The sequence below is a fragment of the Stenotrophomonas sp. GZD-301 genome (assembly GCF_049310345.1).
GTDB lineage: Bacteria > Pseudomonadota > Gammaproteobacteria > Xanthomonadales > Xanthomonadaceae > Stenotrophomonas.
In genome coordinates, this window is record NZ_JBMOWY010000008.1 from 48,522 (window position 1) to 72,488 (window position 23,967).

Below are 23,967 nucleotides of genomic sequence, written 5' to 3' on the forward strand. Positions count from 1 at the left end.
TGGCCCAACGTCCCCTGGGGGCGTTTTCGCTTGATTTACTGCGTTATGCCGAACGGCAGGCAGAGACGTACAGCGTTGCTCGCTTTCCGTGCGGTTACTGCTGACTGAACGCTGTCGAAATGAGAATGCAGTGTTAACTTACCGTGCCGAATCCGTCAAGACATTGACGTGGAAAAACATATGACCGTGTGTTTCGTCACATTTTCGACGTCATATTGGGTTATTTCGTTATAACAGCGTGAAACAGCGTGAAAACGGATTTCCGCCATGTAACGCGCTGTAACTCATTGCCAGCGATGAAAATCGCGGCGCAAAAAAAAAGTCGCCGGGGATACCGGCGACTTTCTTCATGCGACTTTCACACTGCAACCATTCGCAGCGGTAGGGTCGATTACCCGCACCATACGCGTGCGTTGCGGAACATCCGCAGCCACGGCGAGTCGCCGGTCCACTCGGCCGGATGCCAGCTCAGATTCACCGCGCGCGGCGTGCGCTCGGGGTGCGGCATCATGATGGTGACGCGCCCGTCGGTGGTGGTCAGGCCGGTGATACCGTCCGGCGAACCGTTCGGGTTGAGCGGGTACTGGGTGGCCACGTTGCCATCACCGTCTACGTAACGCAGCGCGACGCGTGCGGCCGCCTGGTCCACGGCGGAGGCGAACACCGCCTGGCCTTCGCCATGCGCCACGGCCACCGGCAGACGCGAGCCGGCCATGCCGCGCAGCAGGATCGAAGGCGACTCCACCACTTCCAGCAGGGCGGTGCGCGCTTCGAACTGCTCGCTGCGGTTGCGGCGGAACTGCGGCCAGTGCTCGGCACCCGGAATGATGTCCTTGAGCTGGCTCATCATCTGGCAACCGTTGCACACGCCCAGCGCGAAGCTGTCCTGCCGCGCGAAGAACGCCGCGAACGCATCGCGCAGCGCCGTACGCTCCAGCACCGAGGTGGCCCAGCCGCGGCCCGCACCGAGCACGTCGCCGTAGCTGAAGCCGCCACAGGCGACCAGGCCGGTGAAGTCCGACAGCGCAACGCGGCCCTCGATCAGGTCGCTCATGTGCACATCGAAGGTGCGGAAACCCGCACGCTCGAAGATGTTGGCCATTTCGATCTGGCCGTTGACGCCCTGCTCGCGCAGCACCGCCACGCGCGGACGCGCGCCGGTGTTGATGAACGGCGGTCGCTCCTGCGCATCCTGCGCCCGCGACACGGGTACGTCCATGTACGGCGCTGCCACATCCTCGTTGATGTCGAAGCTCAGCTTCGGCTTCAGGCCCGGCGCGTTGAAGCTGCGCGCGACCGCACGCTCCTGGTCGGCGTTGTCCGGGTTGTCGCGCAGCTTCTGCATGGCGTGGGTCACCGACCACCAGGCATCGAACAGCGCTTCCCAGCGCCACTCGACCAGGCTTTCGCCCTGCAGCGACACCCGCACCACCGGCGCGGTGGTCGGCCGTGCGATGCGCTGCGCGCATTCGGTCAGCGCGTGGCGTTCGACCAGATCGGCGAACGCGGCGCGGTCTTCGCGGGCGATCTGCACCACCGCACCCAGTTCTTCATTGAACAGACTGCGGAACGGGTCATCGCCCCAGGCATCCAGGGTGATGTCCATGCCCAGGCGCGAGGCGAAGGCCATTTCGCACAGCGCGGCGAACGCACCGCCATCGCTGCGGTCGTGGTAGGCCAGCAGCAGGCCAGCCTGGCGCGCGTCGCGGATCAGCTCGAAGAACGCACGCAGACGCTGCGGGTCGTCGAGGTCCGGCACGGCGCCGGCGAACGCGGGCAGCGCGCTGTGGTCGGCATGCACCTGGGCCAGGATCGAACCGCCCAGGCGCTGCTTGCCGGCACCCAGGCCGATCAGCCACAGCTCGCTGTCGGTATCGCGGTCCAGCAGCGGGGTCAGCTGGGTGGTGGCGTCGGCCACCGGGGCGAACGCGGAGATCACTAGCGAGACCGGCGAGACCGACTTGTGCGCGGTACCGGCGTCGTGCCACTGCGCCTGCATGGACAGCGAGTCCTTGCCGACCGGAATGCTCAGGTCCAGCTGCGGGCACAGCTCCATGCCCACCGCACGCACGGCGTCGTACAGCAGCGCGTCTTCGCCGTTGTGGCCGGCCGCGGCCATCCAGTTGGCCGACAGCTTCACCGTCTCCAGCGCATCCACCGGGGCGGCGCACAGGTTGGTGATGGCTTCACCCACCGCCATGCGTGCCGACGCGGCCGCGTCCAGCAGGGCCAGCGGGGTGCGCTCGCCGATCGCCATTGCTTCACCGGCCACGGTGTCGAACCCGGCCAGAGTGATGGCAACGTTGGCCAGCGGCAGCTGCCACGGACCGATCATCTGCTCGCGCGCGGTCAGGCCGCCGACGCTGCGGTCGCCGATGGTGACCAGGAAGTTCTTGGACGCCACCGACGGATGCGCGAGCACGCGCAGGCCGGCTTCGTGCAGGTCCAGCCCGGCGGTCTTCAGCGCGGGCCAGCGCGGCGCGGCCGGATGCACGGTATCGCGGTGCATCTTCGGCGCCTTGCCGAACAGCACGTCCATCGGCAGGTCGATCGGCGCATCGGCCGGGATGTTGTCCACGGTTGCGCCGTAGGCCACCACCAGACGTTCTTCGGCGGTGGCCACGCCAACGGCGGCGAACGGGCAGCGCTCACGCGCGCACAGCGCGGCGAACTCGGCCAGGCGCGCCTGCGGCACGCCAAGCACGTAGCGCTCCTGCGATTCGTTGCACCACAGCTGCATCGGCGACAGCGACGGGTCATCGGTGGGCACCTTGCCCAGGTCGATCACGCCGCCCACGCCGGAGTCGTGCAGCAGCTCCGGAATCGCATTGGAGAGGCCACCGGCACCGACGTCGTGGAACCAGCGGATCGGATTGTCCAGGCCCAGCGCGACGCAGCGGTCGATCACTTCCTGGCAGCGGCGTTCCATTTCCGGGTTGTCGCGCTGCACGCTCGCGAAGTCGAGGTCCTCGGCGCTTTCGCCGGAGGCCACCGAACTGGCGGCACCGCCGCCCAGGCCGATCAGCATCGCCGGACCACCGAGCACGATCACCGCGTCGCCGGGCTGCAGGGTGAGCTTCTCGACCTGCACCTGGTCGATCGCACCGAGGCCACCGGCCAGCATGATCGGCTTGTCGTAGGCGCGGGTCAGGCCCTCACCTTCGGGCAGCTCGAAGCTGCGGAAGTAGCCGAGCAGGTTGGGACGGCCGAACTCGTTGTTGAACGCAGCGCCGCCGAGCGGGCCGTCCAGCATGATGTCCAGCGCCGGGGCCATGCGCGGGTTCAGCGCGCGCGGCGCTTCCCACGGCTGCGGCAGGGTCGGGATACGCAGGTGCGAGACCGAGAAGCCGGTAAGGCCGGCCTTGGGCTTGCCGCCGCGGCCGGTCGCGCCCTCATCGCGGATTTCGCCACCGGCACCGGTGGAGGCACCCGGGAAGGGCGCGATCGCGGTCGGGTGGTTGTGGGTTTCCACCTTGATGCAGAACGCCGAATCGACCACCGCTTCACTGCGGTACTCGCCCGTGGCCGGGTCCGGACGGTAGCGCGCGGCGGGGAAGCCGGCGACCACTGCGGCGTTGTCGCTGTAGGCGCTCAACGTGTGCTGCGGGGTCTGCTGGTGGGTGTTCTTGATCATCCGGAACAGCGAGTGGGCCTGGTCGGCGCCGTCGATGGTCCAGCTGGCATTGAAGATCTTGTGCCGGCAGTGCTCGGAGTTGGCCTGCGCGAACATCATCAGTTCCACGTCCGACGGCCTGCGGCCGAGCGCGCCGAAGCGCTCACGCAGGTAGTCGATCTCGTCCTGGGCCATCGCCAGGCCGAGGCGGCGGTTGGCCGCTTCCAGGTCGTCCAGCGCGATGCGCTCCAGCTCGCCACGGGCCGGCGCGGTGAACAGCGCCTGGGCCTGGTCGGCGCTGTCCAGCACCGACTGGGTCATCGGATCGTGCAGCACGCGCGCCACCGCCTCGGCCGTGGCCGGGTCGGCGGGCCAGCCGACCAGATCGATGCGCAGACCGCGTTCGACACGGCGGATCGGCTGCCCGGCGCCACGGACCAGTTCGGTGGCCTTGCTCGACCAGGGCGACAAGGTGCCCAGGCGTGGCACCACGAAGCGGGTAACGGCCCCCTCTTCCTGCCCGGCCAGGGTCGGCTGGGCTTCCAGGATCCGGCTCAGGATCGCCGGGTCCGGGGCGGCATCGCCCTCGGTCTGGATGAAGTAGACGTGCCAGGCACCGGCGATGCGCAGGGTGGCGGCGAGGGACTGCAGGCGGGATTCAAGACGTTCGCGGCGGAACGGCGAAAGGGCGGATGCGCCCTCGAGGACCATCATGTCCGGGGAACCGTGGTTGGAGACGGGGCCCACTATTGTACCCAACTCCACCGCCGGGGCCCGCCCGGCCAGGTGGCGACCGCCTGCGTCTTCACGGCCGAACCATGCACTGGTTCACGGATTGCCGGCCGAATGCATGACAACGTTATCACCACCTGGTCGGGCGCCGTCCGGCCGGGGCCCTGTCCGCCCCCACTGCTGTCGCCGGCCTCTCTCACCGGCCCCGGACTGCTGCACGCATGGCGCCATACCGGCGCCATGCGCCCACCACCTGATCGGAGAACTCCCATGCAGGACCCGATTGTGCGCAGTGCAGTGACATCGTTATCTCCCCCGCCCCGACGCAGCCACGCCCGCTGGCTGCTGGTGCTGGCCCTTGCCGCCGCCGTCGGCGCCCCGACCCTGGCCCAGGCCGCCAACTGTACCGGCGCGCCGGAATGGAATCCGGCGGCGATCTACCTGTCCGGGTCCACCCTGCAGAAGGGCGGCGTGCTGTACCGGGCCAACCAGGACATCTGGAACGCCCCGCCGGATCATCTGGCCGGTGCGCCCTACTACACCAACCTGGGCGCCTGCGACGGCGGCGGCAGCAATCAGCCGCCCAGCGTCAGCCTGACCTCGCCGGCCAATGGGGCCAGCTTCAGCGCCGGCAGCAGCATCACCGTCAGCGCCAACGCCAGTGACAGCGACGGCAGCATCAGCAAGGTCGAGTTCTTCCGCGGCGGCACCTCGCTGGGCATCGACACCAGCGCGCCATACAGCGTGACCTGGGCCAACGCGGCCGCCGGCAGCCACACCTTCAAGGCCGTGGCCACCGACAACAACAACGCGGTCACCTCCTCGGCCACGGTCAGCGTGACCGTCACCGCGGCCAGCAACGACACCACCCCGCCCAGCGTGCCCGGCGGCCTGGCATCGCCGTCGAAAACGGCTACCACGGTCAACCTGGCGTGGAACGCGGCCACCGACAACAGTGGCGGCAGCGGCGTGGCCGGCTACGACGTGTACCGCAACGGCGGCCTGGTCGGTTCGCCCAGCGCCCCCCAGTACACCGACGGCGGCCTGACGGCGAGCACGGCCTACACCTACACGGTCCGCGCACGCGACAACGCCGGCAACGCCTCGGCGCAGAGCGCGTCGATCAGCGTGACCACCGCCGCCGGCGGCGGCGGTGGCGGCACCAAGCGGGTGATCGGCTACTTCACCCAGTGGGGCATCTACGGGCGCAACTACCGGGTCAGGAACATCGACACCAGCGGTTCGGCGGCCAGGCTGACCCACATCAACTACGCCTTCGGCAACGTGCGCAACAACCGCTGCGAAGTGGGCGTCACCCAGGCCTCCGATCCGAATACCGGGGTGGGGGGCGATGCCTTCGCCGATTACACCAAGGCCTTCGGCGCCGGCGAGAGCGTCAGCGGCAGCGCCGATACGTGGGACCAGCCGCTGCGCGGCAACTGGAACCAGCTCAAGCAGCTCAAGGCCAAGCACCCGAACGTGAAGGTGCTGATCTCGCTCGGCGGCTGGACCTGGTCGCGCGGCTTCTCCAGCGCGGCACAGCCGGCCAACCGCCAGGCCTTCGTGGCCTCGTGCATCGATGCCTACATCAAGGGCAACCTGCCGGTCACCGACGGTGCCGGTGGCGTCGGCGCGGCGGCCGGGGTGTTCGATGGCATCGACATCGACTGGGAGTACCCGGTGGCCTGCGGGCTGAGCTGCGGTACGCCGGCCGACAACGCCAACTACACCGCACTGCTGGCCGAGTTCCGCCGCCAGCTCGACGCGGTGCGGCCTGGACTGCTGCTGACGGTGGCGGTGGGCGCGGGTATCGACAAGATCCGGGTGACCGACCCGGCCGCGTTCCACCCGTACCTGGACTTCATCAACGTGATGACCTACGACTTCCACGGTGCGTGGGACCCGCAGACCAACCATCACTCGGCGCTGTTCAACTCGCCGGCCGACCCGTCCACGGGCGACCAGAAGTTCTACAACAGCAACGATGCGATGGAGGCCTTCATCAGCCGCGGCGTACCGGCCAGCAAGCTGAACCTGGGCATCGGTTACTACGGGCGCGGCTGGACCGGCGTGGCCAGCGGCAACAACGGCCTGTACCGCAGCGCCAGCGGCGCGGCACCGGGCACGTACGAGGCCGGGATCGAAGACTGGAAGGTGCTCAAGAACCTCGCCTGGCCGGTCTATACCGACACCACGGCGAAGGCCACGTGGATCTCCAACGGCACCACGTTCTGGAGCGTGGACACCCCGGCGATGGTCACCGAGAAGATGGGCTACGTGAAGGCCCAGGGCCTGGGTGGCGCGTTCTTCTGGGAGTTCAGCGGCGATGACACGCAGGGCACGCTGACCAAGGCGATCAGCGACGGCCTGAACTGACGGGTCGCCGGCCAGGCATCGGCCGGCCCCACAACGGCAACGCCCCGGTCATGCCGGGGCGTTGTCGTTTTTCAGCGGCTGCCGCCGGCCGAGATGCGCTCCAGCGCGGCCTTGAGCTGCGCCGGCGGCACGTAGCCACCCAGCTGGGTGCCATCGGCGGCGAAGATCGCCGGGGTGCCATTGACGCCGATCTGCTGGCCGAGCGTGTACTGCATGGCCACCGGGTTGGTGCAGCTCTTCGGCGTCACCGGCTTGCCGGTCTTGGCCGCGGTCAACGCCTGCTTGCGGTCGGCCGCGCACCACACCGAGATCATGTCGGTGTAATCCTGGCTGCCCAGGCCCATGCGCGGGAAGGCGAGGTATTCCACGGTGATGCCGTTGCGGTTGAGCTCGGCGATATCCTGGTGCAGCTTGCGGCAGTAACCGCATTCGATATCGGTGAACACGCTGACGGTGTACTTGGCGTTGGGCGCGGCGAACACGATGCGCTCGCCCTGCGGCACCTTGTCCAGCAGGCCGCGGCGGTACGCGAGCAGGCCGGGGCTGCTGGCCGGGGCCTTGTTCTGGATGTCGTACGGCTGGGACTGCATCAGGTAGCGGCCGTCATCAGAGACATACAGCACCTGGCCGGCCACCAGCACTTCGCGGAAGCCGGCGAACGGTGCGGCGCCGATGAAGTCCGGGGCAAACTTGGGGTCCAGCTGCTGCAGGGCGGTGCGTACGCGCTGCTCGGCGCTGCCGCCGGCCACCGGGGCAGACGCGGCGGGCTTGGCAGCCGGCGCGGACGGCTGCTGCGCGCAGGCAGTCAGGCTGAGCGCGCCGAACAGGGCGGCAATGGCAACTCGGAGCATGGCGCGATCCGGTAGGAAAGAAGGTCCGGGATTCTCGCATAGCCGGGCCTTCGCCCGGCTGCACGGCAGCGGAACAGTGATGCGTTGCACGCCGGGGACGGGTCAGCCGCGCGGATGATGCCGGGCGTGCAGCTTCTGCAGATGCTCGCGCGCGACCAGGGTGTAGATCTGGGTGGTGGACAGCGAGCTGTGGCCAAGCAGCATCTGCAGCGCGCGCAGGTCGGCGCCGCGGTTGAGCAGGTGGGTGGCGAAGCTGTGCCGCAGCCCGTGCGGGCTGATCCGGACCGGGTCGATGCCGGCCAGGGCGGCATACTTTTTCACCAGCCCCCAGAACTGCTGGCGGCTGAGCGGCTGCAGGGACGGTGTCAGGAACATCGGCACGCTGCCGTCCTGGCTGCCGGGCACGCTGCGCTTGCCGGCCAGGCGCGGGCGCGATTCGGCAAGATAGCGTTCCAGCCAGTGCTGGGATTCCTCGCCCAGCGGCACCAGACGCTCCTTGCTGCCCTTGCCGGTGACGCGCAGCACGCCCTGGCGCAGATTGACCGCATTGGCCGGCAGCTGCACCAGCTCGCTGACGCGCAGGCCGGCGGCATACATGAGTTCGAGCATGGCCCGGTCGCGCAGGCCGACCGGATCGTCGATGTCGGGGGCATCGAGCAGCGCATCGATCTGGCTTTCGGCCAGGGCCTTGGGCAGCAGCCGTGGCAGGCGCGGCGGGTCAAGCAGCGCGGTGGGATCGTCGGCGCGCCGGCCACGACGCAGCGCATCGGCGAAGAACGCGCGCAGGGCCGAGAGCAGGCGTGCGGTGCTGCGCGGCGACCAGCCATGCTGTGCGCGCCAGGCCAGGTAATCGAACAGGCCGGCCCGGTCGATCGCGGCAAGACCGCCGGCATGCCCGTCGCGCCAGCGCGCAAGCCCTTCGAGATCGCGCCGGTAGCTGTCCAGGGAGGCCCGCGCGAGCCCCTGCTCGGCCCAGATCGTGTCGAGAAAGTGCTGGATGGCGGCGGCATCGGCATCGCGCAGCGCGGGCAGGTGCTGGACCAGCTGGCGACGTTGCGCCGGGGTGGAGACATCGGACATGCCACCAGCATACGGAGCGCGGCGCGCGCCGGCCATCCACGCCGGGCCGATGCCCGGGTATGCTCGCGGCATGGTCACCACCGCCGATGCCCCCACCGCGACCCGCCCCGCCTCGCTGCTGCTGTGGCGGCTGCTGGCGCTGCTGTACGACTTCTTCCCCGCGCTGGCGCTGTGGATGCTGGTCAGCTCGCTGTTCGTGGCCGGCTACACGTTGTCCGGGCACGCGGCACGCGAGAACATCGCGCCGTTCAGTACGCTGCAATGGCTGTTGTGGCTGTGCTGCTGGCTGGTCACCGGGGTGTATGCCACCTGGAGCTGGCGGCGTGGCGGCCAGACACTGGGCATGCGGCCGTGGCGGCTGCAGGTGATCAACGCCGACGGAACGCCGCCCACCCGCCGCCAGCTCTGGCTGCGCTACAGCGTGGGCACCCTCTCGGTACTGCTCGGTGGCCTGGGCCTGTGGTGGGCCCTGCTCGACCGCCAGCGCCTGACCTGGCACGACCGCGCCAGCGGCACGCGACTGGTGCGCTTGCTGAAGCGCTGAAGCACTGAAGCACTGAAGCGAAGGCAACTTCAGCGTTTCAGGTGTTCCCGCGCTGGGTACCCGTGCCCCAGGGCTGCGGGACACGCCGTGAACCCATCCTTGGGGGCTCGATGGCGGCATCCATGCCGCCAACGGTCCCGCAGCCCTGGGGCACGGGCACCCTGGAGGGTTCTTCGCGAACGGATGGAATAAGCCAAAGCACCGGCGAAGGCGTGACCCACCTGCGCAGAAGCCGTCGAGCAATGCCCCCTGCTCTGGCTCCAGCATCGGCTTTGTTTTTGATGGTGGCGCCCGCCACCGACCCACTGTCGAGGCGTGGCGCGGTGCCCATGCCGGGACCGTTGGCGGCATGGATGCCGCCATCGAGCCCCCACGGGTGAGGGCGCTTTGCCTGCGAAGCACCGCTTCGCAAGCGCCCGAACGCCCAGCCGCCAGCGGCTGGGCCGGGCCGCGGAGCGGGGTTTACGGCGTGTCCCGGCATGGGCACCGCGTCACGCCTGCCCCGGGACAATCAAAGCGCCGCACGCCCTGCTTCTGCTTGGCGCCTGACGCCGCTTACCCCGACTTCCGCCGGAACAGCATGCCCGACACCACCAGCATCACGATCGGTGGCAGCGCGTAGGCGATGCGGTAATCGAACTTGAGCGCGCCGGCCATGCGGCCGAAGAACAGCTGCAGCAACCAGAACCCCAGCGCGAACAGGATGCCCAGGAACAGGCGCTTGCCCATGCCGCCGCTGCGCAGCGAGCCGAACGCGAACGGAACGGCCGCCAGGCACAGCGCCAGCACGTTCAACGGATAGAACCAGCGGCTCCAGTAGATGTCTTCGTAGTCGCGCGCATCCAGCCCGTTGCGCTTGCGGTACTCGATGCTGTTGCGCAGATCCATCGCCGTCAGATTGCGCGGCTTGGCGATGCCCGTGGCCAGCGCCGCCGCATCCAGCCGCGAATCCCACGGCTCCGAGGCCACGGTCTGGCGCGTTGCCGAGCGGTCGCCGAACGTATCCCGGCGCACCGTGTTCAGCACCCAGCCCTTCGCATCGTGCTCGGCCGTCGCCGCATGCGTCAGCGAGGCCAGACGCCCGTCGTCGCCAATTTTGTACAGACGCACGTCATGCAGGATCAGGCGCGTCCCGCCGCCTGCCTGCAACTGCTCATCGCCGCTGGTCGCGCTCAGGAACGTATCGCCCTCGCGCGCCCAGACACCCTGGTAGCGTGCCGCGCTGAGCGTGCTGCCCCAGCGTGCGCTGATCTTGATGTCGTCGGCCTTGCTCTGGCCCCACGGCCCGAGCGTCTCGCCGCTGAACACCATCACCGCCGTCAGCAGCGACAACGCCACCGCCACCGACACGCTCAGCCGCTTGCGCGACAGGCCCAGCGCCCGCAGCGCCGTCAGTTCCGACGTGGCCGCCAGCTGCCCCAGCCCCATCAGCGCGCCGATCACCGCGGCCGTCGGGAAGAACGTGTAGGCGCGGCGCGGCACTGTGTACAGCACCCAGGCCGCCGCATGGCCAGCCGTATAGCTGCCCTTGCCCACGTCCTTGAACTCGCCGGAGAACGCCATCACCACGTCCAGCCCGACCAGAACCGCCCAGGTCAGCAGGACCGTGCCGAACACCGCCCGGCCCAGATAGAAATCAAACCGCATGGGACGCAGTTTCATGCGGTCCTCCGAGGACGCGACAGCTTGCCGTCGCGGAAATACATCCAAAGCGCCAACGCCAGCAGCGGCAGGCTCAGCCACCACAGGCCCACACTGCCGGGCACCTTGCCATCGGCGATCCAGCGGGTGCCGATGAACATCAGGTTCATGCCCACCATGTAGGCCAGGAACGCCAGCATCATCCGCCCGTAGCGCTGCTGGCGCGGCGAACTGCGTGCCAGCGGCAGTGTCATCAGCGCAAAGGCCAGCGCGATCAGCGGCGGGGCGATGCGCGCGTGCAGCTGGGCGCGGGCCGCCGGGCGGTCATCGCCGAGCAGCTGGCCGGTCGTCAACAGCTCCGGATCGTCGTCCTTGCGCGTGTCGGCCCCGTCCGGCAGCGCCACATCGTTGCGCGCGAACGTCACCAGCTTGTAGTCCAGGCCGCCGTTGACCGGGCCTTCCACCTGGTGGCCATCGTCCAGCTCGAGGTAGCGCTGACGCTCGCCCTCGAAGAACATCCGGCCACGGTCGGCCGACACCACCTCGATGCGGTCGCCCTTCTGGCGCTGCATGAACACCTTGCCCAGCTGGGTGCCATCGGGCGACACCGACGACAGGTAGACCACCCCGCCGTTGGGCAGCGAGGTGAACTTGCCCGCCTCCAGGCCGGCCATCACGATGCTGCGGTTGGCCTCGTCGATCATCTTCTCGCCGGTGCGGTCGGCCCAGGGGCCCAGCCACAGCGAGCACAGACCGATCACGGCGATTACCGGCAGCACCAGCATCATCAGCGGGCGCAGCAGGCGCCGGGGCCCGACCCCGATGGCGGTCAGCACGGCCATCTCCGAGTCGCGGTACAGGCGGGCCGTGGCCAGCAGCAGGCCCAGCATCAGCGCCAGCGGCAGGATCAGAGGCATGTACACGATGAACTGCAGGCCCAGCTGCGAGAACAGCAGGCGGGCGGGCAGGCGGCCATCGGCGATGTTGCCGAGGATGTCCACCAGGACACCACCGACACTCACCACCAGCAGCACGATCAGGGTGGCCAGGAAACTCTGGAGGAAATCACGCAGGAGATAGCGATCGAGCTTCGACATGGGGCGGTGGTTTAAACTCTCGGATTCGTTCGCGGCACGGTCCAGTCTACTGGCTGGGCGTAAACAGCTCGCGATTGTACGGATTTGCCAACGGAATCTGATCAATGGCCCTGGAATTCACCCTGAACCACGCAGCACCGGCCACCGCCGCGTGCGATTGCGTCATCGTCGGCGTCTTTGCCGACCAGTCCCTGAGCCCGGCGGCACAGGCCCTGGATGCCGCCTCCGGTGGTCGCCTGGCGGCGCTGGTCGCCCGCGGCGACGTCGGCGGCAAGACCGGCAACACCACCCTGCTGCACGACCTGCCGGGCGTGACCGCGCCCCGCGTGCTGGTCGTCGGCCTGGGCGAAACGGCCAAATTCGGCGTGCCGCAGTACCTCAAGGCGGTCGGCGACGCCAGCCGCGCCCTGAAGAGCGGGGTCAACCACCATGCGCTGTTCACCCTGACCGAACTGCCGGTGAAGGGCCGCGATGCCGCCTGGAACATCCGCCAGGCCATCATCACCGCCGACCACGCCGCCTACCGCTACAGCGCCACCCTGGGCAAGAAGAAGGCCGAGGAACCCGGCCTGACCACCCTGGCCATCGCCGGCGACGACGCCCAGGCGCTGACCCAGGGCCAGGCCATCGCCGCCGGCGTGCAGTACGCCCGCGAGCTGGGCAACCTGCCGCCGAACCTGTGCACCCCGGCCTACCTGGCCGAGTCCTCCGTCGCCTTCGCCCAGGCCCATGCCGGCGCCGACGCGGAGATCCTGGACGAGACCCAGATGGAAGCGCTGGGCATGGGCTCGCTGCTGGCCGTGGCCCGCGGCTCGGCCAACCGCCCGCGCCTGGTCGTGCTGAAGTGGAGCAACGGCGGCGACGCCAAGCCCTACGTGCTGGTCGGCAAGGGCATCACCTTCGATACCGGTGGCGTCAACCTGAAGACCCAGGGCGGCATCGAAGAGATGAAGTACGACATGTGCGGTGGCGCCAACGTCATCGGCACCTTCGTCGCCGCGGTCACCGCCAAGCTGCCGCTGAACCTGGTGGTGGTGGTGCCGGCCGTCGAGAACGCCATCGACGGCAACGCCTACCGCCCGTCCGACGTGATCACCTCGATGTCCGGCAAGACCATCGAAGTGGGCAACACCGACGCCGAAGGCCGCCTGATCCTGTGCGACGCCCTGACCTACGCGCAGCGCTTCGAGCCGGCCGCCCTGGTCGACGTGGCCACCCTGACCGGCGCCTGCATGGTCGCCCTGGGCCACCAGACCGCCGGTCTGATGACCAAGCACGACGACCTGGCCAATGAACTGCTGGTCGCCGGCGAGCACGTGTTCGACCGCGCCTGGCGCCTGCCGCTGTGGGACGAGTACCAGCCGATGCTGGATTCCAGCTTCGCCGACGTCTACAACATCGGCGGCCGCTGGGCCGGTGCGATCACCGCCGGCTGCTTCCTGTCGCGCTTCACCGAAGGCCAGCGCTGGGCCCACCTGGACATCGCCGGCGTGGCCAGCGACGAAGGCAAGCGTGGCATGGCCACCGGCCGTCCGGTCGGCCTGCTGAGCCAGTGGCTGCTGGACCAGGTCGCACGCGCCTGATGCCGTTCGATCGGGGCGGCCGCCCGGCCGCTCCGATCCCGCCCGGCCGGCTGCCGGGCATTCCCCTCCGCTCCAGGCCTGCCCATGTCCCGTGCTGATTTCTACCTGATCGCCAAGCCCCGCTTCCTGACCGAGCCCCTGCGCCTGGTCTGCGAGCTGGCACGCAAGGCCAATGACGCCGGGCTGTTCACCCTGGTGCTGGCACGCGACCAGGCCCAGGCCGAGGAGCTGGACGAACTGCTTTGGTCGTTCGACGACGATGCCTACATTCCGCACCAGATCGCCGGCGATGACGTCGATGAGGAAGAGGCGCTGGTGCTGATCGCGGTACCCGGCACCGACGCCCCGACCCGCCCGCTGGTGATCAACCTGCGCGATGACCCCTACCTGGCCAGCTGCGACCGCGTGCTGGAAGTGGTCCCGGCCGACCCGGAAGCCCGCGAGCCGCTGCGCGAGCGCTGGCGCCAGTACAAGGCGCTGGGCTTTGACCTGAACAAATACGACATGTAACGCCCGGCACCCCGCGCGGGTGCCCGCTGCGTCCGGAGACCCTTGATGCGCCTGCTGATTGCCCTGATCTTTCCCTGGTTGTCGTTCTTCACCATCGGCCGCCCGTTTGCGGGCATCCTCTGCCTGATCCTGCAGATCACCCTGATCGGCTGGCTGCCCGCCGCCATCTGGGCCGCCTACGCGGTCTCCCAGTTCCACACCGACCAGAAGATCCGGCGCGCCCTCGGCCGCTGATCCTCAGGCACCCCCACCTCCCGTCTTCGATCCGGTTTCCGCATGACCCAACTCGCCTCCAGCTACGACCCCGCCACCTTCGAAACCGACCTGTACGACGGGTGGGAGAAGGCCGGCCACTTCAAGCCGTCCGGCAAGGGCGAGCCGTACACCATCCTGCTGCCGCCGCCGAACGTGACCGGCACGCTGCACATGGGCCATGCCTTCCAGCAGACCCTGATGGACGCGCTGGTGCGCTACCACCGCATGCGCGGCTACGACACCCTGTGGCAGGTGGGCACCGACCACGCCGGCATCGCCACCGAAATGGTGGTGTCGCGCAACCTCGCGCTGGCCGGCAACGGCGAAAGCCGCGATTCGCTGGGCCGCGACGGCTTCATCGAGAAGGTGTGGGAGTGGAAGGCACAGTCCGGTGACACCATCGAGCGCCAGATGCGCCGCCTGGGCACCTCCAGCGACTGGTCGCGCAGCACCTTCACGATGGACCCGCAGCCGTCCGAGGCGGTGGTCGAAGCCTTCGTGCGCTGGCATGAGCAGGGCCTGATCTACCGTGGCCAGCGCCTGGTCAACTGGGACCCGGTGCTGAAGACCGCCATTTCCGACCTGGAAGTGGAGAGCGTGGAGGAAGACGGCTTCCTGTGGTCGATCAGCTATCCGCTGGCCGATGGCAGCGGCAGCCTGACCGTGGCCACCACGCGCCCGGAAACCATGCTCGGCGACACCGCGGTGATGGTGCACCCCGAAGACGAGCGCTACGCGCACCTGATCGGCCGGATGGTCAAGCTGCCGCTGACCGACCGCGAGATCCCGGTGATCGCCGATGATTATGTCGACCGCGAGTTCGGTACCGGCGTGGTCAAGGTCACCCCCGCGCACGACTTCAACGATTACCAGGTGGGCCTGCGCCACAACCTGCCGATGATCAACCTGTTCACCCCGGTGGCGGCGATCAACGACAACGCCCCGGAGAAATACCGCGGGCTGGACCGTTACGAAGCGCGCAAGGTGATCCTGGCCGAGCTGGAAGACCTGGGCATTCTGGTCGAAACCAAGGCGCACAAGCTGCAGGTGCCGCGTGGCGACCGTACCCAGCAGGTGATCGAGCCGTACCTGACCGACCAGTGGTTCGTGAAGATGGACGTGCTGGCCAAGCGCGGCCTGGAGCTCGTTGAGAACGGCTCGATCCAGTTCGTCCCGGCCAACTGGATCAACACCTACCGCCACTGGATGGAGAACATCCAGGACTGGTGCATCAGCCGCCAGCTGTGGTGGGGCCACCGCATTCCGGCGTGGTTCGACGATGCCGGCACCTGCTACGTCGGCCGCGACGAGGCCGAGGCACGCGCGAAGAACAACCTGGGTCCGGACATCGCCCTGCACCAGGACAGCGACGTGCTGGAGACCTGGTTCTCCTCGCAGCTGTGGCCGTTCTCCACCCTGGGCTGGCCGAACGAGCAGGCGATGGACGCGCGCGGGTTCGAGCGCTACCTGCCCTCGTCGGTGCTGATCACCGGCTTTGACATCATCTTCTTCTGGGTGGCCCGCATGATCATGGCCACCGACAGCTTCACCGGCAGGATTCCGTTCAAGGACGTGTACATCACCGGCCTGATCCGCGATGCGCAGGGCCAGAAGATGTCCAAGTCCAAGGGCAACGTGCTGGACCCGCTGGACATCATCGACGGCATCTCCATCGAGGACCTGGTCGCCAAGCGCACCACCGGCCTGATGAAGCCCAAGGACGCGCCGAAGATCGAGAAGGCCACGCGCCGGGAATTCCCGGACGGCATCATCGCCCACGGTGCCGATGCGCTGCGCTTCACCATCGCCGCGCTGGCCACCCACGGCCGCGACATCAAGTTCGACATGAACCGCGCCGAGGGCTACAAGAACTTCTGCAACAAGCTGTGGAACGCCAGCCGCTTCACCCTGATGAACACCGAGGGCAGCAGCTTCACCGGCGCACCACAGCCGCGTACCGATGCCGAGCGCTGGATCCTGGCGCGCCTGGCCGCGGTCTCGGCCGAGGCGCAGACGCACTACGCCAACTACCGCTTCGACCTGCTGGCGCAGTGCCTGTACGAGTTCGCCTGGAACGAGTTCTGCGACTGGTTCCTGGAACTGACCAAGCCGGCCCTCAACGGTGCCGACGCCGACGATGCCAACAGCACCCGCCACACCCTGCTGTACGTGCTCGAAGCGCTGCTGCGCCTGCTGCACCCGCTGACGCCGTTCATCACCGAACAGCTGTGGCGCCAGGTCGCCCCGCGCCTGGGCCTCACCGAGGACACGGTGTCGCTGCGCCCGTACCCGATGGCCGACGAATTCGCCGGCGATTACGCCCGTGCCGAAGCCGACGTGGAATGGGTGAAGTCGATGGTCAACGCCCTGCGTCGCGTGCGCAGCGAGTTGAACGTGCCGCCGTCCAAGCTGGTGCCGCTGCTGCTGCAGCGTGGCAACGACGACGACCGCGCACGGATCACCCGCTTCACCTCCGCGCTGTCGTTCCTGCTCAAGCTCGAGCGCATCGAGTGGCTGGCCGATGACGGCGAGATCCCGCCGGCCGCCACGGCGATCGTGGGCGATCTGCTGCTGCTGGTGCCGCTGGAAGGCCTGGTCGATCTCGGGGCCGAACGCGCGCGCCTGGACAAGGAAATCGCCCGGGTCGAGTCGGAGAAGGAAAAGAGCGAGACCAAGCTGTCCAAGTTCACCGACAAGGTGCCGCCGGCCGTGGTCGAACAGGAGCGCGTGCGCCTGGTCGACTGGACCGCGCAGCTGGCCGGCCTGCGCGGGCAACGCGCCAAGCTGTGATGCACTGACCGGGGATGCGTCCGCGCATCCCCGGCACGGCTGGCATCATGGGCGCTCTGATACGGAGCGCGTACCGACACGATGTCGCTGACCATTTTTCTGGTGGTGGTGTTTGCCGCCGCCCTGCATGCCAGCTGGAACGCCATCGTCAAACGCGGCAGCGACACGCTGCTGACCACGATTCTGGTGACCGGCTCGGCGGCCGTGATCGCCGCCCTTGCCCTGCCCTTCCTGCCGGCGCCCGCCCGCGTGAGCTGGCCGTGGCTGGCGGCATCGACACTGCTGCAGGTGACCTACTACGTGCTGGTGGCCCGCACCTACCGGGTCACGGACATGAGCGCGTCGTATCCGCTGATGAGGGGCTGCGCACCGATCCTGGTGGCGCTGGTCGGCACCTTCGTGGTCGGCGAGCCGCTGCCGCCGCTGGCCTGGGCGGGCATCGCCCTGATCTGCCTGGGCATCCTCACCATGACCCGCGGCCAGTCGCGCCAGCACCTGTGGCTGCCGCTGCTCAATGCCGGCGTCATCGCCACCTATACGCTGGTCGATGCGTGGGGCGCGCGCCAGTCCGGTGCCGCGTTGAGCTACACCCTGTGGCTGTTCCTGCTGTCCGGGCTGCCCCTGCCGATCTGGGCGCTGTGCACGCGCGCGGCGGCGCTGCGGGCCTACGCACGGCGCAACTGGCGCTATGGCGTGGTCGGCGGTGCCGGCACGCTGACGTCCTACGCGCTTGCCCTGTGGGCGATGACCATCGCGCCGGTGGCGATGATCTCGGCACTGCGCGAAACCTCGATCCTGTTCGGCATCCTGATCTCCGCGTTCGTGCTGCGCGAGCGGGTCGACCGCCAGCGCTGGATCGCTGCGGGGGTGATCGTGCTGGGCGCGGCGGTGCTGCGGATCGCGTGATTCCCGCCTACAGCGGCGGCATCGTCTGGATGTCGTCGCCGACCAGTTCCATCGCCATCACCAGCGCGTCCTCGCGCCCATCGCGGGCCGGGTAGTAGCGCGGCCGGCGGCCGATCTCGTTGAATCCTTCACTGTGGTACAGCGCCAGCGCCGGGGTGTTGGACGGACGCACCTCCAGGAACACCCGGTGCGCGCCGTGGTCGCGCGCCAGCGTGACCAGCGCCCGCAGCAGGAAGCGGCCATGCCCGCGCGACTGGCACAGAGGGTCCACGCAGACGTTGAGCACATGCGCCTCATCAGCAGCGATGCTCAGCACGCCATAGCCCATCAGCAGGCCATCTTCCTCCAGCGCCAGAGCCGGGTAACCGGCGCGCAGGCAGTCCTGGAAAATGCCGCGGGTCCACGGATAGGGGTACCCGCGTACCTCGATCGCCATCACCGCGTTGAGATCGCTCTCACGCAGCGCGCGCAACGACAACGGCCGCGGTGAGCTGACCGCGCTCACGGCCGGCCCTGCCGGCGCAGGGCGCGCAGCTGCGGCCACAGCGCGCGCTTGGCGGCCGGGTTGCCGCGCAGTTCGTCCAGTGCCCAACCGGCCATCAGGGTCTGGGTTTCCGGCGCATTGGGGTTGCAGCCGGAGGCGCGCAGCAGGGCGATCTGCAGGCGGTCGGGCATCTGCACCGCCGGGCGGCGGCCGCCGCGCGTACGTGCCGGCGCCGTGGGTGCGTCGGCCGCGACCGGGGCGGTACGCCGGACCGGTGCGTCGGCCGGCGCGGCCACCGCGGCGGCGACCGGGGCGGCGTCAGGCCGGGTATCCGGTGCCGCCGGTGCACGCGCCACCACCGGCGCCGCGCTCACCTCGATCTGCGCCACCGGCGATACCACCGGCTCCGGCGGGATGCTGCCATCCACGAACACGGTGCAGCCCATCGCCTGCAGCCACGACTGCTGCGCCGGGGACCACAGCGGTGGCAGCACCGGCGAACTCACGCGCCCGGCTCGGCCGTCTTGCGGGTGCGCTGCCACAGCCAGTACACCGGGCCGGACAGGGCGTACAGCACGCCCACCGCGAACAGCACGCGCGGCAGGTCGATGACCATGATGGCGATGACGATCGGCACCAGGGCCAGCGCCAGGAACGGCACGCGGTCGGCGCGCGGGCCCTTCTCGCCACTGCCCTTGAAGCTCCAGAAGCGGATCCGGCTGACCATCAGCAGGGCGGCCACCAGGGTCACCCCGAGCGCCACGTAGCGCAGCTGGTTGCCGTCCCAGCCGAGGTTGCCGTCGGCAAAGGCCCAGACGAAGGACATCATCAGGCCGGCCGCGGCCGGGCTGGCCAGGCCGATGAACCAGCGCTTGTCGACCACCGTGACCTGGGTATTGAAGCGGGCCAGGCGCAGCGCCGCGCAGGCGGCATACAGGAAGGCGACCGCCCAGCCGACCCGGCCCATCACCGGGTCGTCGAACTTCAGCCAGGACAGCGACCAGTGGTACATCACCAGGGCCGGGGCCATGCCGAAGCTGACCAGATCGGCCAGCGAGTCGTATTGCACCCCGAATTCGCTGCTGGTGCCGGTCAGGCGCGCGACCCGGCCGTCCAGGCCATCCATGACGGCGGCCACGAACACGGCGATGGCGGCGTTGACGAAATCACCGTTGGCCGCGGCGATGATCGCGTAGAAGCCGGCGAACAGGCCTGCGGTGGTGAACAGGTTCGGCAGCAGGTAGATGCTGCGGTTGCGCGGCGGGGGTTTCATCTGATCCATGCCGGCCAGTTTAGTGGGTGTGGCGGCCTTTGGGGCAGTGCGGGCGGCCCGGCTTGCCAGCGCGCCACCGGGATGCTGCAATCGCGCACCTGCCCTGATGCCCGGAGTTGCCATGCGTGCCCTGCCCTCTCTGTGCTGCCTGCTGCTGCTCGCCAGCGCCACGGCCAGTGCCGGTACCGTCTACAAGTGGAAGGACGCCAACGGCGTGACCCAGTATTCGGAGAAGCCGCCGGCCGGCAAGACCTTCGAGACGCGCCAGGTGCAGAACCGCGACCCGGCCGCGCCGACCGCCAAGGCCGCGGCCCCCGCCGCCGAGTCGGCCGACTGCAGCACCGCCCGCAGCAACCTGACCCTGCTCAACGGCCAGGGCGCGGTGATGCAGGACACCGATGGCGACGGCAAGGCCGAGACCGCCCTGAACGACGAACAGCGCGGGGCACAGAAAGCCCTGGCCGAAGCAGCCATCAAGGCCTACTGCAAACCCACCGGCTGAGCCGGCCGGGGCCATCGCCGCCCACGCAGACCGCCGCCACCGGGCCCGCCGTCCGGGCGGCCCCGTCCCAGCGGACCGTTGGTCGATTGGGGCGGGACTGGCAGAATGTAGGCTTTCCGCCGTTCAGCGAAGCCGACGATGCGCCTCTCCCAGTTCCACCTGCACACCACCAAGGAAACACCCAGCGACGCGGAGCTCACCAGCCACCGCCTGATGCTGCGCGCGGGCATGATCCGCAAGCTGGCCTCGGGGCTGTACACCTGGTCGCCGCTGGGCCTGCGCGTGCTGCGCAAGGTCGAACGCATCGTGCGCGAGGAAATGGACCGTGCCGGCGCGGTCGAGTTCCAGATTCCGACCATCCAGCCCAAGGAACTGTGGGAAGCCACCGGCCGTTGGGAAAAGTTCGGTCCGCAGCTGCTCAAGATCAAGGACCGCAAGGAGCAGGTGTTCTGCTACAGCCCCACCGCCGAAGAGGCCGCGGCCGATTTCGCGCGCCAGGAGCTGTCCAGCTACAAGCAGCTGCCGGTCAATTTCTACCAGATCCAGACCAAGTTCCGCGATGAGATCCGCCCGCGTTTCGGCGTGATGCGCGCGCGCGAATTCCTGATGAAGGATGCCTACTCCTTCCACCTGCACGATGAGTGCCTGGTGCGCGAATACGAAAACATGAAGGCGGCCTACAGCCGCATCTTCACCCGCCTGGGCCTGGATTTCCGCATGGTGCAGGCCGATTCCGGTGCGATCGGCGGCGACGCCTCGCAGGAGTTCCACGTCATCGCCGACTCCGGCGAAGACGCGCTGGTGTTCTCCACCGGCTCGGACTACGCGGCCAACATGGAAGCGGCCGTGGCCGCCGCCCCCGGCCCGCGCCCCGCCGCCAGCGAAGCCCTGCGCAAGGTCGATACGCCCACGCAGAAGACCTGCGAGGCCGTGGCCGCGCTGCTCGGTCTGGGCCTGGAGCGCACGGTCAAGTCGGTGGCGATCATGAGCGAAGCGGGCTTCGTGCTCGCGCTGGTGCGCGGCGACCACGACGTCAACGAGATCAAGCTGGCCAAGGTGCCCGGCCTGCAGGGCTACCGCATGGCCAGCGAGGCGGAGATCGCCACGCACCTGGGCAGCGAACCCGGCTTCCTCGGGCCGCTCGGCCCGGCACAGCCGGTGCGCATCGTCGCCGACCGCGACGTCGCCGCCCTGGCCGACTTCGTGATCGGCGCCAATGAAACCGGTGCCCATCTTGCCGGCGTCAACTGGGGCCGTGATCTGCCCGAACCGGACGTGGCCGATATCCGCAACGCGAAGGAAGGCGACCGCGCCGCCGATGGTGGCGAGCTGAAAATCGCCCGCGGCATCGAAGTGGGTCACGTCTTCCAGCTCGGCCGCCAGTATGCGCAGGCGCTCAACGCCACCGTGCTGGATGAGAACGGCAAGGCGGCGGTGATGGCGATGGGCTGCTATGGCGTGGGTATCTCGCGCATCGTCGCCGCAGCGATCGAGCAGAACCATGATGACGCCGGCATTATCTGGCCCGACGCGATGGCGCCGTGGCAGGTGGTGGTGTGCGTGATCAACCCCAAGCAGGACGAGACCATCGCCGCCGCTGCCGCCGAGCTGCTCGCCGAGCTGCAGGCCGCCGGGCTGGATGCCGCACTCGACGATCGCGGCCTGCGCCCGGGCGCAATGTTTGCCGACATGGAACTGATCGGCGTCCCGCACCGCGTGGTGGTCTCCGACCGCGGCCTTGCCGCAGGCACCTACGAGTACCGGGCACGCCGCGCCACCGAGGCGCAGCACCTGGACCGGTCGGCACTGATGGCGACCTTGACCGCGTGATGACAGAAAGCCGGGTGCAATATCCCGGCTTTCCTGTTTTACGATGTGATTGATTATTCCCCCGGGTTTGTACCGTGGACTTCCGGGAATGTATGCTGTTGTCGATGCCAAGGACCGGCTCACCCTGTCCTTATATATATTCCGGAGTAGTAAATGAGCATTGACCTGAGTGGCCTGTCCGCCAAAGAGCTGGGCGCCCTGATCAAGAATGCGAAGAAGCAGCAGACCATCGTCGCCAAGCGGCCGGCCATCAGCAAGGTGCGTGCGCAGCTGACCAAGCTCGCCAAGGCGCAGGGTTATTCGGTGGAAGAGCTGTTCGGTGGCGCCGCGCCGGCACGTGGTCGCGCCGCCAAGGCCGCCACGGCACCGGCCAAGAAGGCCGTGCGCAAGCTGGGCAAGGTGGCGCCGAAGTACCGCAACCCGGCCAATCCGAAGGAAACCTGGACCGGCCGTGGCAAGCAGCCGCGCTGGCTGGCCGCGCATACCGCCAAGGGCAAGAAGCCGGAAGATTTCCTGATCAAGAAGTAATCGCGGCCCGTCCACGATTGAAAACGCCGGCCCTGGGCCGGCGTTTTTGTTTTCCGCTGCGGCACTGCCCGCTCAGAGATTCTTGCGCGCCGGAATCAGCAGGTTGCCGAACAGCAGGCCCGCCACCAGCGCCATCACTACGTTGAGCACGGTCATCAGCACGGTCTGGCCGGCGCTCATGTCCTGCTGCTGCACCAGGGTGAGCACGCCGCGCAGACTGGTGCTGCCGGGCACCAGCATGATGATGCCGGGCAGGCGGATGATCGCACCGGGGCGCTGCACCAGCCGGCCGAACAGATTGCCCGCTGCCGTCATCAGCATCGCCGACATGAAAATACCGGCCGGCAGGCCCCACGCCTGGCCGGCGAATTTGGAAATGGCATACCCGGCCACCGAGGCGGCCATCACCCAGGGATAATCGCGGCGATTGGCCTTGAACAGCATCGCGAAGGCGAACGCGGCCACCAGCAGCGCGCTCCATTCCACCCAGTCGTCCTGGGGGCGCGACGCGCGCACGTGCGGCTCCAGGCCGATGATGCCGGACAGGGTCACCGCGATCACCGCGCCCACGGTCAATTTGAGAATGGTGGTGATCGCACCGGCAAACCGCGCGGTGCCCGATACCCAGTGCTGGCTGGCCAGCTCGTTGACCGCATTGGTCAGCGACATGCCGGGCAGCATCACCACCAGCGAGGCGATGATCACCGTATTGAGGTTGAGCGGCCCGATGAACGAGGCCACCAGCGCGGCCACCGTGCCGGCCAGCAGCGCCGCCAGCGCCTCGCTGGCTTCGCGGCTGGCGGGGCGACGGTCGGTATACAGCGTCATCAGGCCGATCAGCAGCCCGATCACGCCGGCGGTGGCGATATCCAGCCACGGCAGTTTCCACAGCCCGGCCACGCCGGCCGCGCCAAGGCTGTAGGACAGGATCATGCGGATCTTGCCGCGGCGACCGGGGTCCTTGTCGAGCTGGCGCAGGGCGGTATGGCCCTGGGCGATGCTCATCGTGCCATTGGCGACCGCATCGGTGATCTGGTCGGCAATGCTGAGTTTATGCAGGTCGTTTTCGCCCGGTGCCAGCCGGATCACGCGGGTGATGTCCGACGAGCCGATCGCCTTGGTCGGGTCGCTGAAACTCAGGATCAACCCGGTCGGGTTCGACCACGGTTCGCAATCCAGGTCGAGCCGCTGCGCCAGCGCCACCACGGCCGCTTCCAGCCGCTGCGCGGTGGTGCCATAGCTGTGCAGGCGCCCGGCGATCTCCGAGACGAACGCCACCCGCTGTGCGTAGGTGGCCTGGGGGGTGGGAATGGCGGCGGCATCGGCGGACATGCGTCGTAGTATTACCTGAACCATGCCCCGGCAGAACATC

Annotated in this window: 18 protein-coding genes and 1 pseudogene; 10 read left to right on the forward strand and 9 right to left on the reverse strand. The window is 68.6% G+C overall.

Going from position 1 to position 23,967, the window contains the following annotated elements; translation table 11 throughout:
* Positions 1 to 391 precede the first annotated feature (391 nt).
* Entirely contained in the window at positions 392 to 4,327 is a 3,936-nt protein-coding gene (gene purL, locus ACO6VK_RS02090) for a phosphoribosylformylglycinamidine synthase (RefSeq protein ID WP_422505228.1), read from the reverse strand.
* 288 nt (positions 4,328 to 4,615) lie between these two features.
* Between purL and ACO6VK_RS02095 the strand changes: the two genes are divergently transcribed.
* Positions 4,616 to 6,721, forward strand: a complete 2,106-nt coding sequence (locus tag ACO6VK_RS02095) for a glycosyl hydrolase family 18 protein (protein WP_422505229.1) — start codon at positions 4,616 to 4,618, stop codon at positions 6,719 to 6,721.
* Positions 6,722 to 6,792: 71 nt separating this feature from the next.
* Here ACO6VK_RS02095 and ACO6VK_RS02100 read toward each other — a convergent pair whose 3' ends face one another.
* Entirely contained in the window at positions 6,793 to 7,572 is a 780-nt protein-coding gene (locus ACO6VK_RS02100; RefSeq protein ID WP_422505230.1) for a thioredoxin fold domain-containing protein, read from the reverse strand.
* Between the two features lie 102 nt (positions 7,573 to 7,674).
* A complete protein-coding gene (gene xerD, locus ACO6VK_RS02105; RefSeq protein ID WP_422505231.1) occupies positions 7,675 to 8,652 on the reverse strand; it encodes a site-specific tyrosine recombinase XerD in 978 nt (325 codons plus the stop codon).
* A 70-nt stretch (positions 8,653 to 8,722) separates the two neighbouring features.
* On the opposite strand from xerD, the gene ACO6VK_RS02110 reads away from it, so the two are divergent.
* Positions 8,723 to 9,196: an RDD family protein gene (locus tag ACO6VK_RS02110; protein WP_422505312.1), complete on the forward strand. Its 474-nt coding sequence runs from the start codon at positions 8,723 to 8,725 to the stop codon at positions 9,194 to 9,196.
* 555 nt (positions 9,197 to 9,751) lie between these two features.
* Here ACO6VK_RS02110 and lptG read toward each other — a convergent pair.
* Both lptG and lptF read right to left on the reverse strand, forming a co-directional pair.
* A complete protein-coding gene (gene lptG / locus ACO6VK_RS02115) occupies positions 9,752 to 10,858 on the reverse strand; it encodes an LPS export ABC transporter permease LptG (RefSeq protein WP_422505232.1) in 1,107 nt (368 codons plus the stop codon).
* Complete coding sequence (lptF, locus tag ACO6VK_RS02120; protein WP_422505233.1) at positions 10,855 to 11,934, reverse strand: LPS export ABC transporter permease LptF; 1,080 nt, start codon at positions 11,932 to 11,934, stop codon at positions 10,855 to 10,857. Before lptF ends, lptG begins: the two co-directional genes overlap by 4 nt.
* A 104-nt stretch (positions 11,935 to 12,038) precedes the next feature.
* Between lptF and ACO6VK_RS02125 the strand changes: the two genes are divergently transcribed.
* The 5 genes from ACO6VK_RS02125 (at position 12,039) to ACO6VK_RS02145 (ending at position 17,978) form a co-directional block, all read left to right on the forward strand.
* Positions 12,039 to 13,517, forward strand: a complete 1,479-nt coding sequence (locus ACO6VK_RS02125) for a leucyl aminopeptidase (protein WP_422505234.1) — start codon at positions 12,039 to 12,041, stop codon at positions 13,515 to 13,517.
* Between the two features lie 84 nt (positions 13,518 to 13,601).
* Positions 13,602 to 14,027, forward strand: coding sequence for a DNA polymerase III subunit chi (locus tag ACO6VK_RS02130; protein ID WP_422505235.1), 426 nt, complete (start codon positions 13,602 to 13,604; stop codon positions 14,025 to 14,027).
* Between the two features lie 45 nt (positions 14,028 to 14,072).
* Entirely contained in the window at positions 14,073 to 14,261 is a 189-nt protein-coding gene (locus tag ACO6VK_RS02135; protein WP_017356290.1) for a YqaE/Pmp3 family membrane protein, read from the forward strand.
* A 42-nt stretch (positions 14,262 to 14,303) separates the two neighbouring features.
* A complete protein-coding gene (locus tag ACO6VK_RS02140; protein ID WP_422505236.1) occupies positions 14,304 to 17,072 on the forward strand; it encodes a valine--tRNA ligase in 2,769 nt (922 codons plus the stop codon).
* An 81-nt stretch (positions 17,073 to 17,153) separates the two neighbouring features.
* Entirely contained in the window at positions 17,154 to 17,978 is an 825-nt protein-coding gene (locus tag ACO6VK_RS02145; RefSeq protein ID WP_422505237.1) for an EamA family transporter, read from the forward strand.
* Between the two features lie 7 nt (positions 17,979 to 17,985).
* Here the strand turns inward: ACO6VK_RS02145 and rimI are convergent, their stop codons facing one another.
* Genes rimI through pssA form a run of 3 tightly spaced genes read right to left on the reverse strand, consistent with a single transcriptional unit; the run spans position 17,986 to position 19,744 of the window.
* Positions 17,986 to 18,483, reverse strand: a complete 498-nt coding sequence (gene rimI / locus ACO6VK_RS02150; protein WP_422505238.1) for a ribosomal protein S18-alanine N-acetyltransferase — start codon at positions 18,481 to 18,483, stop codon at positions 17,986 to 17,988.
* Positions 18,480 to 18,968 (reverse strand): hypothetical protein, encoded by a 489-nt coding sequence (locus ACO6VK_RS02155; RefSeq protein WP_422505239.1) that lies wholly within the window; start codon positions 18,966 to 18,968, stop codon positions 18,480 to 18,482. The genes rimI and ACO6VK_RS02155 overlap by 4 nt, the downstream gene beginning before the upstream one ends.
* Entirely contained in the window at positions 18,965 to 19,744 is a 780-nt protein-coding gene (gene pssA, locus ACO6VK_RS02160; protein WP_422505240.1) for a CDP-diacylglycerol--serine O-phosphatidyltransferase, read from the reverse strand. The genes ACO6VK_RS02155 and pssA overlap by 4 nt, the downstream gene beginning before the upstream one ends.
* Positions 19,745 to 19,856: 112 nt before the next feature.
* Between pssA and ACO6VK_RS02165 the strand changes: the two genes are divergently transcribed.
* The 3 genes and pseudogenes from ACO6VK_RS02165 to ACO6VK_RS02175 all read left to right on the forward strand — a co-directional run.
* A complete protein-coding gene (locus tag ACO6VK_RS02165; protein WP_422505241.1) occupies positions 19,857 to 20,237 on the forward strand; it encodes a DUF4124 domain-containing protein in 381 nt (126 codons plus the stop codon).
* A gap of 138 nt (positions 20,238 to 20,375) precedes the next feature.
* Complete coding sequence (locus tag ACO6VK_RS02170; protein WP_422505242.1) at positions 20,376 to 22,067, forward strand: proline--tRNA ligase; 1,692 nt, start codon at positions 20,376 to 20,378, stop codon at positions 22,065 to 22,067.
* Positions 22,068 to 22,220: 153 nt separating this feature from the next.
* A pseudogene (locus ACO6VK_RS02175) lies at positions 22,221 to 22,592 on the forward strand (H-NS family nucleoid-associated regulatory protein); the annotation flags it as partial.
* Between the two features lie 75 nt (positions 22,593 to 22,667).
* On the opposite strand, the gene ACO6VK_RS02180 reads toward ACO6VK_RS02175, so the two are convergent.
* Positions 22,668 to 23,927, reverse strand: coding sequence for a threonine/serine ThrE exporter family protein (locus ACO6VK_RS02180; RefSeq protein WP_422505243.1), 1,260 nt, complete (start codon positions 23,925 to 23,927; stop codon positions 22,668 to 22,670).
* Between the last annotated feature and the right edge of the window lie 40 nt (positions 23,928 to 23,967).